This is a genomic window from Bradyrhizobium sp. AUGA SZCCT0158 (genome assembly GCF_018130065.1).
Taxonomy (GTDB): Bacteria; Pseudomonadota; Alphaproteobacteria; order Rhizobiales; family Xanthobacteraceae; genus Bradyrhizobium.
Genome location: NZ_JAFCME010000009.1, coordinates 153889 through 166454, shown reverse-complemented (window position 1 = coordinate 166454; position 12566 = coordinate 153889). Strand labels below are relative to the sequence as shown.

Genomic DNA, 12566 nt, shown 5'->3' with positions numbered 1-12566 from the left:
CCTGACCAGGGAGGCGAGGTCTTCGCCGCGGCCTGAGCCCGGCTTCGCTGCTGCAGCATGGCGGGCTGACAGTCCGGCAACGGCCAGGCCACGGTCAATTCTGCCATCGCCCTGGCCTAGGTCAGTGCCGGTCGCAATGACGTCGTGCTGCGACCGTTGGTCCGCGAAATCAAGTTTGACCGCCGCGCCGCCGTGGAACAGACTGTGCGTCTTGGTCACTTTTAAATGGGAGGCGGACTTGAAGAAACTCGTTACGGCGGCAGCCATTTCGTTCTTTGCCCTTGGATCGTCATTGGCGTTGGCTCAGACCGCGCCGCCAATGATCGCAAAAGACTCCAGCAAGACCGGCGCGACTCCGCCCAATGCAGGCGCCAGTGCGTCCATTGCGGTTGATCCAAAAGCCAAGAAACCGACTCCTATGTCAGGCCCTGATTACCAGCACAAAGCAGGCGCCGCTCCGCCCAACGCGGGCGCCAGTGCGTCCGTCGCGGTTGATCCAAAAGCCAAGAAGCCGGTTCCCATGTCAGGCCCTGATTACCAGCACAAAGCAGGCGCCGCTCCGCCCAACGCAGGCGCCAGTGCGCCGATCGCGTCCGCGCCCGCGGCCAAAGGGAAGAAGTAGGGCCAGAGCGGTTTTTGTGCGTCTGAAGGCCCCGTCCCCACGGGGCCTTCTTCGTTTGCCGTGAGGTGCTCGCTGCGGCGCCAGTCCAGCTTTCCGGCGGCCAGAACGGACATCCGTTTGCTGGGCGTGGACCGGCGAACTGGGCCGCGAAATGTCTTTTCTCTGGTGCAAGCGTCGTTGGCCTATGACGAGACGTGCGCCAGTCCGCTCCAGTCGAAGGTGATGCCATGGCCTGGCCGCGCCGGCGCCAGTGCCATGCCCTGTTCGAGGACGAGCGGTTGCTCGATGTAGCGGTCGAGCCCGAAGCCGTGGGCCTCGAGATAGGAGCGGTTTGAGCAGGCTGCGAGCAGGTGGACGGTAATGTCGTGTGCGCCGTGGCTGGTCACCGGAAGATTGAACGCTTCGGCGAGCCGCGCGATCTTCATAAAGACTGTGACGCCACCGCAATTGGTGACATCGGGCTCGGGATACGACACCGCACCGGCCGCGATATAGTTCTTGAACTCCCACAGCGAGCGCAGGTTTTCGCCCGCCGCGATCGGCACGCCGCCGGCGGCCATGATGCGGGCGTGACCGGCAACATCATCGGGAATGATCGGCTCCTCAAGCCAGGTCAGGTCGCAGGATTGCAGGGCGCGCGCGGCGCGGATCGCCTCCTCGACCGTCCATTTCATGTTGGCATCCGCCATCAGCGGAAAGCCGCCTCCAAGATGCTTGCGCATCGCCTGCACGCGCGTGACATCGGAAGCGAGATCGGGCCGGCCGACCTTCATCTTGACGGCGCGAAAACCCTTGGCGAGATTGTCGTCGGTTTGCCGCAGCAGCGCCTCCACGGAAAGATCGAGGTCGATGCCGCCGGCGTAACAGGGCACGCGCGCGTCGAAGCCGCCGAGCAGACGAAACAGCGGCACGTTGGCGCGGCGCGCCTTGAGGTCCCACAGCGCGATATCGAGCGCGGAGAGCGCGAGCACGGGCGGCCCGCCGCGGCCGCCATAGTGCAATGCCCACCAGACATGATGCCAGATCGCTTCCGTGTCATCAGCTTCGCGGCCCTCGATCAGTCCGGGAATTTCCCGCCGCAGCGTATCGGCAACCGCGCCGCCATTGCGGCCGACCGTGTAGGTATAGCCGACACCTTCGGCCCCGTCGGAATCGCGGACACGGCACGTGATCAATTCGAAGGCGTTGATTTGGCCGTGCGTGCTGTCGGAGAGGCTAACGGTCAGCGGGATCCGATAGAGCCCGGTGTCGATCGTCCTGATAAGCGCCATGGTCCGCCCTTTTTGGTATCCTAGGCTGACGCCGTTAGCAGGGCAATTGCTTCAACAATTTACATCGGATGGGTGCTCTCCGGAAGGAACGGTCGTGATCGGCGGCCTGGTTCACCTTGGTCGCATGCTCCCCCAAGGTGTGAATGTCTGCCTGGCAAGTTCGCGGTAGAGCTCGCAAATCTTTTGCGTCTCGGCAACAAACGTCAAATAGGCCTGCCTTGCAAATTCGGTCTGAATCTCAATTGCCTTGTCGAACGACCGCGCGCCGATGAGCTTCTCGACGAGCAACCCGCTCTCCTGAAGCGACATCCTGGTGTAGTCCCGGTACGCATTCGCGATGGTTTGAATACTGACTGGGTTCTCTTCAATACTGACTGGGTCCTCGTTCGCAGGAAGAACTGCGATAATCGAGGGCACATCCGCCTGTTCAACTTCGCCGATGACGGCCGCAGGCGCGGCTGTGTCGTCCGTGGAAACCTCAGGTGACACCATTTCCGTGGAAACCTCAGGTAACGCCATCGCCATGGAAACCTCAGGTGACGCCACCATTGGGCCGATCTGAGCTTCATTCTGCGGATCAAGATTCGGACTTGGCTGTTGTCCTGACTTCCGGCTCTGCTGGTCCGTCTTCCGGCTGCGCTGGCGGGGCTTACCGCCGGATTTGCCCTGGTGCGTCGTCGACATTGTTGAACTCCACTAAATTCCGCTGTCGAAATCAGACCAGACATCAAGACTTCGCCATGTTTGCGATGGAATCGCGGTTCTGGCTTGTCCCTTGGGCGGCTTTGGTGTGGTAGCGGAAAATTTGAACGGAACGCGGAACGCGGAACGCGGGACGCTTGCGCGGAGCAAGGTTCCTTGTCAGGCATCGAGGAGGACGGCCGCTCTTGGCGCAAACGGGCATGCTGGAAGCTCGACGTCCGGCAGCTTCTATCAGCGGACGTCACCGGGCTCATTCCGCTTCCTTCATCCAGCGCACAATCCCGGGCCAATACTCCTCAAGCGTGCGCCTCCCCATGAACAGACTTAGATGGCCGCACGGAGCGATCGCGTGGCGCAGAGATTGCGCCGGCGTTCCGACCAGTCGTTGCACTGCAAGCAATTGTTCCGGGGCGACCACGTCGTCGGCGCTTCCGGCCAGAAGATACATCGGAAGCAGCAGCCGCGAGAGGTCGATATCCTTTCCCAGGGCGACGAAGTTTCCGCTGGCGAGCGCGTTGCATTTGTACAGTTTCTCGACAACTTCGAGATAGTATTTTCCGGGAACGTCGATCGTCCAGGAATTCCAGTTCTTGAAGATGGCTTCTAATCGGGTGAATTCCGGCGAGCCGATCGGGTGCACACTCTGCAGAGCGTTTCTGATATCGTTCGGGTCAGTCTCGTTCCCCCAGAACGGCGCGACCTTGCGGCCGATAACGAGACCATCGCCTGACTTGACCAGGCTCTCAAACACGAACCGCGGGGTCGCCTCGGCGATAACAGACAAACCGGATTGCTGCGCGGCAATATCAATCGGCGCGCCGGCCATCACAAGCTTGCGTACCTTGGCCGGGAAGCGCCCCGCATAGACCAGGGATAACCAGCCGCCCTGGCAAAGCCCCACGAGATCGACCAGACCGCCGAGATGATCGACAAGGACATTGAGATCGGCAAGATATTCGTCGATCCCGAGAAATCGCATGTCAGCGCTGGCAGAGCGCCAATCGGCCATGAACAGACGTTCAATTCCGGCGCCATGAAGGGCATCAACGAGACTGTGGCCGGCTGCGAGGTCGGCGATCGCGGCTCCATGCAGCGCGAGCGGTGGGCACAGCAGGGCGGGAACGCCGCTTCCCCCCACAGTAAAGTCACGCAGCCGGACGCTGTGCAGATCCAGCGCGATGGTGCTTGGCGTGGCTCCTTCCGGCTCCTGCGCAGGACCGGCGCCGCCAGCATCGGCGGAGAATCCAAGAAGCTGCGCCGCGACGGACGAGGCGGTTTCAGCGGCCGATGCAGCGACGATCGCAGGCCAGAAGAACGCCGCATAAGGGAATTGATCGCCTGGATACCGATCCATTTGACAGATGTCCCGTGCGCCCCCACGCGACAACCTAGCACTTTTCGCTGGGCCATCGAGCCGGGAAATGGCGCGACCGGGCTCACGTTGCAAGCCATCAAGAACGCGTCACGAATGCCACGATCGCGAGGAGTTCATCTCACCGCTTGAACAAAGAAAAAGACCGGTGGGCATTACGCCGAAATTGCCTTGCGATCGTACGCCCGCAATTGCGGTGCAGCAGGCCATTCATTAGACGCCAGGTACAAAAAAGCTTACGGTCTTGACCGGCGATCGGCGCTGCCGTTCGCTGCAAAACAACATGCGGGAGGGACCGATGGCTTCGATGATTATCCATCACAGAGTCCGTGACTACGCAGCATGGCGTCCGGGCTATGACGCCCACGAATCGAGCCGAACCGCGGCTGGAGTCACTAACTGCCGCGTCTACCGCAACACGGAAGACGCTAACGACCTTGTCATCGTAGGCAACGTATCGGACCTGGCCAAGGCGCGCGCCTGGACGGCAAGTGATGATTTGAAGGCTGCGATGCAAAAGGCCGGTGTGGAGGGTGCGCCGACAATTCATTTCATCGACTGATCCTTGATCGGCTGATACTCTCGATAAGGCGACATCGGCGGGCGGTTAACCCTGTCGGCAAACATCGTGCGCGTGGGTGAGGTTCCTGCGCGGACCGCCGCCAGATTGCCCCATTAGATCGGAGAATTTGCACCGGCACTATAACGGCCGGAGAAGCATCATGTTGAGAATGGTGTTGTTGGGCCTCCTCATCCCATTGGGGATAGGAGCACTTGCGGCGATGGAACTCAGAACTCCGCCGCGTACTGCAACAGCGGTCGTTCAGCCCCTTGCCGAAACAGCCGTCGACATTGCCGATTCACATGGTGCGTTGGCGAAGGCCGACAAGCTGGAAGTTAACTATGCGAAAACCGAGACGCCAGCGCAGCCTGCTCTGGTCAACGAACCCATTCCTCCTTCGCCGCCCGCGGAAGCCACCATTGTACGGCCTTCGGAGGCCCCGAAGATTAACCGCCACCGGCACGATCCCAAAGCAAAGAAGGTCACTACCGCTGCCCTTCCCAAGCCGAAGCCAAAGAGCATCGATATCAGGCGAACCACCGATATCAGGCGAACTGCCAATTCCGAGCGTTCAAAAGCGGCCGCCAGCGAGCCCCTGCACTGTCGGCTGAGCGCATTTGGTGGCTTGCGCAAGGCCTTGAATACAGCCGGCTGCGAAATCTAGTTCAGCGAGCCGCGATCCCCGCGGCGCCGGCGATCAGTTCGAAGGATCGCAGCCGCTTGGCGTGATCGTAGACATCGGACACGATCATGAGTTCGTCGGCTCCGGTTTCCGCAACCAGCGCATCGATGCCGGCGCGAACCGTCTCGGGCGAGCCGATGATGGAGCGTGCGAGCATGCCCATCGCCTGCTTCTTTTCCGCCGGCGACCAATAGCTCTCGATGTCGTCGATCGGAGGTTGGCTGAGGCCGCGCGCGCCGCGGAAGATGTTGGTGAACGACATCTGCTGCGTCGTCGCCAGCCGGCGCGCTTCGTCATCGCTGTCGGCGGCGATGATGTTGACGCCGACCATCGCGTAGGGACGGTCGAGTTGCTCGGACGGTTTGAAGCGGCTGCGGTAGATCTGCAGCGCCGGGATCAGGAGCTCGGGTGCAAAGTGCGAGGCGAAGGCATAGGGAAGCCCGAGTTCACCCGCCAGCATCGCGCCGAAATTGCTCGATCCCAGAATCCACAGCGGCACTTCCGTGCCAGCCGCCGGCACCGCCCGGATGCGTTGATTGGGACCCGCGGGCGCCAGGAAGGCCTGGACCTCCAGAACGTCCTGCGGGAAGTTTTCGGCGGCTTCAGGCGTGCGGCGCAAGGCGCGCAGCGTGAGCTGGTCGGTGCCGGGAGCGCGGCCCAGCCCAAGGTCGATGCGGCCGGGAAACAGCCGCGCCAGCGTGCCGAACTGCTCGGCGATGACGTAGGGCGCATGGTTCGGGAGCATGATCCCGCCCGCGCCGACCCGGATGGTCTTCGTTCCCGCTGCGATATGACCGATCACGACCGAGGTCGCGGCGCTCGCGATGCCGGCCATGTTGTGATGCTCCGCCACCCAGATGCGGCGATAGCCCCAGGCCTCGGCATGAACCGCGACATCGCGGGCATTATAGAGCGCGCCCCGCGCATCGGTCTCTTCGGTGACGCGGACGAGATCGAGGATAGACAGTGCGGTCATGAAAACTCCCGAACGAAACCACTTGAAATGACGCCGCCCGAGCTACGAGGCCGCATGCTTGCTAGTCCGAAACGGCAGGCTTCATCCGATTCTTAGCTCCCATATGGATACTGTCGCCGTGTGGGTCAATTGCTGAAATCGAATGGCGACCAACCGATAGCGCCGGGCGCGTCGCTGCGCCGACGACCGCTATGGCGCAAATGCCGTGGCAGCGAAATTCTTCCGTGTCGGGAAACGGGTGGTTGGAACATCGGTCGTGCAATAGGTCAGAGGACGATGACACGCGGCAAGAGTTTGAACGCGACTCTGACTCTGAAGGCCGCGGCGTACGTTTCACTTACGACCTGTGAGCACACAATGGAGAAGGAATTACGAATGTCGAAGGAAGAGGAAAATAAAGCTATTGTTGGCCGCTGGTTCAAGGAGTTCTGGGGCAACCCCTGGAATCCCGACATCGTCGACGAACTCGCTGCGCCTGACATGCTGTTGCAGTATTCGCTGCATGAACCGCGTCGGGGTCGCAAGGACGTGAAGGAATTCATGACTGGATTCCGCGATGCGTTTCCAGATCTCGGCTTTGGGGGCACTGCGGACTTGATCGCGGAAGGTGATTACGTCGTCGGTCGTTGGGAAGGCGGCGGAACACACACGGGGTCCGCTTTCGACGATTTCATCATCGGATCACTGCCGGCGGCTTCCGGCCGGAAAATGCGCTTCAGCGGAATAACGGTGCTCCGCGTCGAGAATGGCAAGATCGCAGAAGAGGTCGGCCTGGACGATGGCGTGACCGCGCTGCAGCAGCTCAATATCTTGCGCGCGGCCTGATCAATCGTGATGGCCGTCTCCGACAATGTTGGCAGCAGCCATCCGGAAACGAGTTGGACCGGGTAGTCCCCGGTTCGGCTCGCTGCTGGGAAGCTGTGAGATCAAAAACAAGCAGGACAAGTTCCATGAGCATGAGTCGCAAGGAATTAACGTTCGCCTCCGGTCGGGACACATGCGCTGCGTGGTTTTACCCCGCGGCGGCGGATGAAGGGTTGAGACCTGTTATCGTCATGGCCCACGGATTGACCGGCACACGCCGAGATCGGCTTGGTGCGTTCGCCGAAAGGTTTGCCGCCGCCGGTATCGCGGCACTCGTTTTCGATCATCGAGGCTTTGGCGACAGCACGGGTGAGCCGGACCTGTTCGAGCCGTCCCTGCAGTTGGAAGACTGGCGCGCTGCCATTGCGTTTGCTCGTTCGCTGCCCGATATCGATGCCGGACGCGTGGCGACGTTTGGCTCCTCGTTGGGCGGCGGCAACGCGCTCGCCGCGGCAGCGGAGGACCGCAGGGTGGCCGCGGCTATCAGCCAGGTCCCATATCTCGACAGGGATTCTCAGACTTACATCAAACCTCAGCATGTCGTAGAGGCAATGATAGCTGCAGCGGCCGAAGGTGGTTATTTGGCTGCTGTTGGTCAGCCCGATGAGGCGGCATTCATCAGCGCGCCCGGATCTGAGGTCGGTTGGCGCCGCGTTGTCGCAATCGGCGAGGAATCTCGATGGCGGAACCGCGTCTCCGCGGCCTGGCTGCTCGGTCCTCCATATAGTCCCATCCGACATGCCGCCACGCTGCACTGTCCCTGGCTGGTTTGCGTCGCTGCGGACGATCAGGTTGCCAAGCCGGGACCTGCAGTTGAGGCCGCGCGCCAAGCCCCGAAAGGTGAGCTCCGCATCTATCCAGGTGTCGATCACTTCGACATCTACGACGGGCCGGCTCACGAGGCAGTGGTCGCGGACGAGATCGAGTTTCTTCACCGCCACCTTCTAGGCCGAAGCCTCTGCGGAACAACCAAAGCAGCTTCGGAACTGGCGCGGGTCCATCTACCCACGTTAGCCTCGGGTGACAGTCGCGTTGGAGAAGATATTGCGACAGCACGAAAGTAGCGTCGGCAAACTGCATGGCCGCGAACCAGGGCTCCTTTCGGCGGCTCTGAGATGGGTCAATAGCAATCATCCCGGAACGGCGCGCTGCTGGCGCAAAGCAGCCGCCCAGCAAATGCGGTGCTATTGATTCCGGCCGGACGCGACGACATCGCGATACAGGGCGGCGTAGCGGCTCGCCCGCTTGCGCCATGATACATCCGTCGACAAGCCATTGTATTGCAACCTTCGCCAGGCTTGCTGGTCGTGCCAGAGGAGACTGGCTCGTTGCAGGGCGCCAGCGAGGGCTTCAGCCGTGACGGGCCCAAACTTCAAGCCGGTTGCAGCGCCACCGGCCTCACTTACGTCAATGACGGTATCCGCAAGGCCGCCGACCTGCGATACGATCGGGACAGCGCCATATCGCAGGGCGCAAAGCTGGGTCAGGCCGCATGGTTCGAAGCGTGACGGCACGACGAGGGCGTCGGCGCCGGCTTGAACGAGATGGGCGAGCGCTTCGTCGTAGCCGATCAGAACCGCGATCCGGCCCGGGTGCGCCGTTGCGGCGGTCTGATAAGCATGCTGGAGACCCGCCTCTCCGCTCCCGAGCAGGACGAGTTGCATTCCTTCACCGAGGATGGTCGGCAGGTTCTCGAGGAGGATATCCAGTCCCTTTTGCCAGGACAGCCGGCTCACCACGCCGAGCAGCAGGGCGTTTGGCGATGGATCAAGAGCAAACCGGCGCTGCAGGGCCAGTTTGTTCGCCGCACGGGAATCCAGCTCGGTCGCGCTGAAACGCGCGGCGATGTCGGGGTCGGTTTCCGGATTCCAGACCGACATATCGATGCCGTTGAGGATGCCGCTCAGAACCTGTGACCGTTCGCGCAGCAACCCACCGAGCCCCATACCTCCCTCATCTGTCTGAATCTCGCGCGCATAGGTCGGCGAAACCGTCGTGATGCGATCGGAGAATTGCAGGCCCGCCTTCAGGAAGCTGATCTCACCATAATATTCGACGCCGTGCATCGAGAAAGATTCCGGCGGCAAGCCGAACGCACCGAGCATGTGATGCGGAAACTTGCCCTGGTAGGCCAGATTGTGGACCGTCATCACGGTGGCGGGCCGGCGCTGATGGGTAAGGTGCAAATAGGCAGGCGCGAGGCCGGCCTGCCAGTCATGAGCATGCACCACATCAGGCACGAACGACGGAATGGCGCCCTGGCCGATTTCGGCGGCCATCTTCGAAAGCGCGGCAAAACGCACGCCGTTATCAGGCCAGTCCTTGCCATCAGGGGTGACGTAGGGGTTGCCGGGCCGTGCAAAGAGATGCGGCGCGTCGAGCACGAGCAAATTGAGGTTGCCATGCACGCGACCGAGCAGGCGGGCCGGTCCGCCAAAAAATTCCGGCACATGGAGGAACTCCTCGGCGACCGTCAGCCCCTTGATGACATCGGGATATCCCGGCACCAGGGTCCGCGTTTCGATGCCATGCGCTTGGAGCGCAGCCGGGAGCGCGCCGACGACGTCGGCAAGACCTCCTGTCTTGACGATCGGATAGATTTCAGAGGCGACCGCGAGGACGCGAAGCTCGCTCATGCATCGAGCCTGTCGATCATCGGCTGCGTGATCAGCGTGATACCCTGCGCCGTGGTTCGAAACCGTTTCGCATCGAATTCGGGATCTTCGCCGACCACGAGACCTTCCGGGATGCGAACGCCTCGATCGATCACGACATTCTTCAATCGCGCATGCCGGCCGACGTTCACGTAAGGCATGACGACGGCATTTTCCATGTTTGCATAGGAATTGACGTGCACGCCGGTGAACAGCAGCGAGCGGCGCAATGCGGCGCCGGAGATGATGCATCCTCCTGAGACCAGCGAAGTCACCGCCTGTCCGCGCCGGTCGTCCTCATCGTGAACGAATTTGGCGGGAGGCGTGATCTCGGCATGGGTCCAGATCGGCCATGCGCGGTCGAAAAGATCCAGCTCCGGGACGACGTCGGTGAGATCGATGTTGGCGGCCCAGTAAGCGTCGACGGTCCCGACATCCCGCCAATAAGCGCGCGGATCATCGCCGGACCTGACGCAGGAGGTAGAGAATTGGTGCGCCACCGCCCGGCCGTGCTTGACGAGGTAGGGTATCACGTCCTTGCCGAAATCGTGGCTCGAATTCGGGTCGTTGGCGTCACGCCGCAACTCGTCGAACAGGAATTTCGAATCGAATACATAGATCCCCATGCTGGCCAATGACGTGTCAGGCTTGCCGGGCATCGCCGGCGGATCGGCCGGCTTCTCGAGAAAGGATTTCACGATGCCCTCGTCGTCCACGTGTATGATCCCGAAGCCGCTCGACTCCGCGCGCGGCATCTCGAGACAACCGATGGTGACGTCGGCACGTTGCTCGACATGCTGCTTCAGCATGCGCTCATAGTCCATCTTGTAGATGTGATCTCCGGCGAGCAGCACGATGAATTTGGCATCGTGCGACTCGATGATGTCGATGTTCTGATAAACCGCGTCCGCCGTTCCGAGGTACCAGTTGGTCTCCGAGACGCGCTGGCTCGCCGGCAGGATATCGAAACTCTCGTTGCGCTCCGGACGAAAGAAGTTCCAGCCCATCTGCAGGTGCCGGATCAGGCTGTGCGCCTTGTATTGGGTTGCAACCGCGATCCGGCGAATTCCGGAGTTCACCGCGTTGGAGAGGGCAAAATCGATGATGCGCGATTTTCCGCCGAAATAGACCGCGGGTTTGGCGCGCTTGTCGGTCAGCTCCAGGAGCCGGCTTCCACGACCGCCCGCAAGAACGAAGGCGAGCGCATGGCGTGAAAGCGGTTCGTTGACGATGGCCATTTTTGTCCTCCCTGTGAACCACAACGCATGCCCCCGACACCTTCTCTTGTCCGGAAGGCAGGGTCGAGGGCCATGGGACTGATAGTAGCGGGACGATTGGTTGATCGGAAAGTGGTATGTAAAACGGCCGAGTTCTGAAGTTTGTTCCTTCGACGGCAGTCGGAGGTTCGCCGTTCCACCGGGCCGAACGGTTGCTGCTGGCGCAAAGCGGGCATTCGACGATTGGGCGGCGTCGGCTAAGTGCCGATAATGGAAATTGTCCAATTCATTCGATGACCTTGTCCGTTCGGGCTAGAATGGTGTCGGGAATGGTTAGGCCAAGCGCCGCGGCCGTTTTTACATTTAGAGCAAATTCAAAGACAACAGGCTGTTCTACGGGAAGTTCTGCCGGGTTGGCTCCTTTGAAGATCTTGTCGACGTAATGCGCCACCTTGCGATAAACCGGCTTTAAATCGGGGCCGTAGCTCGCTAGTCCACCCAAATCAACAAAAGTGCTGAGTTGATAAAATGCCGGTAGTCTTGCTTTGGCGGCTAACGAAACAATCTTCGGCCGGGTTGGATCGGCAAGGACAAACAGAGCGTCGCAGTTTTCCTGCCGCATCCTGTCAAACGCCTGTTCGAGATCGTCAGGCGTGGGTGCCATCACTCGAACGACGGTAAGGTCAAACGTTTTCGCAGCAGCTTCCACTAACTCGTATTGCTGCGGGTGGGTCGGATTGGTAGACATTAGCACCGCAATACGCTTGGCGGACGGCAGTATGCTGTGGAGGAGTTCAACCGACTTGCCGACGGCGTCGCCAAACATGTTGGCCATACCGGTAATGTTTCCTCCAGGATGAGCCAAGCTCTTGATGAAGCCTGAGCGAACCGGATCAGTGGCAGGGGCCATTACAATGGGAATGGTCGAGGTGGCGCGCTGGGCAGCAGCTATGGTTGGGGTTGCGACAGCAACAATAACATCCGGCCGGCGCGTAACCAGCTCGGTTACCAATGAAGGCAAGCGTTCAGCTTTCCCCTCTCCATTCCTACTATCGATGACAAGGTTCTTGTCCTCAATGTAGCCAAGCGCCCGCATCTCCGCGCGGAAAGCGTCAAATAGCGCACGGGCAGCGGGATGATCCAAAGTTTCCGGATGAAGGTATGCGATACGCCACACCTTGCCAGCCGGTTGCTGCGCAAGCGCTATGCCCGGCCACAAAGCAGCCGCACGCACAACCAAGGTGACGAACTCCCGGCGTCGCATGGCGCCTCCGAGGGACACGCACGATCCGATGCGCGGACCTTAACACGTCGCGAGCGGACGGACAGATACCCGGAACAACAATGTTCGTGGAAGCCGACGTCCGTTGTGGGTCAAAAAACCGCCCCAGAGGAACGTCAGCTGCTGGCGCCCAGCGGGCATTCGAACCCATCAAGAAGCTCGGCGCGCCGCGCGATAAAAAGAAAAAGGCCGGCGGGCATTACGCCGCCGACCTTGTCTTGCAACTGCCGGCTCGGGGGTCCGGTTCCGTTGCTTGCATTCCGTCGTGCTGGATTGGTAGCGCGACGCGTCGGCAGGCACCATTGCACGCAGGTATGGCTCGGCCGTCCCGAGGTAGCCTTCCGCTACACAGTTGGGATGGA

12 protein-coding genes are annotated in these 12566 nt (G+C 61.0%); 5 read left to right on the top strand and 7 right to left on the bottom strand.

What is annotated here, in order from left to right:
• The first annotated feature begins 238 nt into the window (after nt 1-238).
• Complete coding sequence (locus tag JQ574_RS15405; RefSeq protein ID WP_212383649.1) at nt 239-622, top strand: hypothetical protein; 384 nt, start codon at nt 239-241, stop codon at nt 620-622.
• Nucleotides 623-804: 182 nt separating this feature from the next.
• Here the strand turns inward: JQ574_RS15405 and JQ574_RS15400 are convergent, their stop codons facing one another.
• The 3 genes from JQ574_RS15400 to JQ574_RS15390 form a co-directional block, all read right to left on the bottom strand.
• Nucleotides 805-1893, bottom strand: a complete 1089-nt coding sequence (locus JQ574_RS15400; RefSeq protein WP_212207057.1) for a mandelate racemase/muconate lactonizing enzyme family protein — start codon at nt 1891-1893, stop codon at nt 805-807.
• Nucleotides 1894-2004: 111 nt separating this feature from the next.
• Nucleotides 2005-2577, bottom strand: coding sequence for a phasin family protein (locus JQ574_RS15395; protein WP_212207056.1), 573 nt, complete (start codon nt 2575-2577; stop codon nt 2005-2007).
• Nucleotides 2578-2845: 268 nt separating this feature from the next.
• Nucleotides 2846-3949: an alpha/beta fold hydrolase gene (locus JQ574_RS15390; protein ID WP_212207055.1), complete on the bottom strand. Its 1104-nt coding sequence runs from the start codon at nt 3947-3949 to the stop codon at nt 2846-2848.
• A gap of 316 nt (nt 3950-4265) precedes the next feature.
• On the opposite strand from JQ574_RS15390, the gene JQ574_RS15385 reads away from it, so the two are divergent.
• The gene (locus JQ574_RS15385; RefSeq protein WP_212207054.1) at nt 4266-4529 is read left to right on the top strand and encodes a cyclase; all 264 of its coding nucleotides are present in this window, start codon (nt 4266-4268) and stop codon (nt 4527-4529) included.
• Nucleotides 4530-4689: 160 nt separating this feature from the next.
• A complete protein-coding gene (locus JQ574_RS15380; RefSeq protein WP_212207053.1) occupies nt 4690-5193 on the top strand; it encodes a hypothetical protein in 504 nt (167 codons plus the stop codon).
• 1 nt (nt 5194) lies between these two features.
• On the opposite strand, the gene JQ574_RS15375 is transcribed toward JQ574_RS15380, so the two are convergent.
• Complete coding sequence (locus JQ574_RS15375) at nt 5195-6187, bottom strand: LLM class flavin-dependent oxidoreductase (RefSeq protein ID WP_212207052.1); 993 nt, start codon at nt 6185-6187, stop codon at nt 5195-5197.
• A gap of 375 nt (nt 6188-6562) precedes the next feature.
• On the opposite strand from JQ574_RS15375, the gene JQ574_RS15370 reads away from it, so the two are divergent.
• Both JQ574_RS15370 and JQ574_RS15365 read left to right on the top strand, forming a co-directional pair.
• A complete protein-coding gene (locus JQ574_RS15370) occupies nt 6563-7012 on the top strand; it encodes an ester cyclase (RefSeq protein ID WP_212207051.1) in 450 nt (149 codons plus the stop codon).
• 125 nt (nt 7013-7137) lie between these two features.
• The gene (locus tag JQ574_RS15365) at nt 7138-8115 is read left to right on the top strand and encodes an alpha/beta hydrolase (RefSeq protein ID WP_212207050.1); all 978 of its coding nucleotides are present in this window, start codon (nt 7138-7140) and stop codon (nt 8113-8115) included.
• 120 nt (nt 8116-8235) lie between these two features.
• Here the strand turns inward: JQ574_RS15365 and glgA are convergent, their stop codons facing one another.
• From glgA to JQ574_RS15350, 3 genes are all read right to left on the bottom strand, one after another.
• Nucleotides 8236-9687 carry a glycogen synthase GlgA gene (gene glgA, locus JQ574_RS15360; RefSeq protein ID WP_212207049.1) on the bottom strand — a complete coding sequence of 484 codons (1452 nt, stop codon included), beginning with the start codon at nt 9685-9687 and terminating at the stop codon, nt 8236-8238.
• Entirely contained in the window at nt 9684-10943 is a 1260-nt protein-coding gene (gene glgC, locus JQ574_RS15355) for a glucose-1-phosphate adenylyltransferase (protein ID WP_212207048.1), read from the bottom strand. The genes glgA and glgC overlap by 4 nt, the downstream gene beginning before the upstream one ends.
• A 265-nt stretch (nt 10944-11208) precedes the next feature.
• Nucleotides 11209-12186 carry an ABC transporter substrate-binding protein gene (locus JQ574_RS15350; RefSeq protein WP_212207047.1) on the bottom strand — a complete coding sequence of 326 codons (978 nt, stop codon included), beginning with the start codon at nt 12184-12186 and terminating at the stop codon, nt 11209-11211.
• Between the last annotated feature and the right edge of the window lie 380 nt (nt 12187-12566).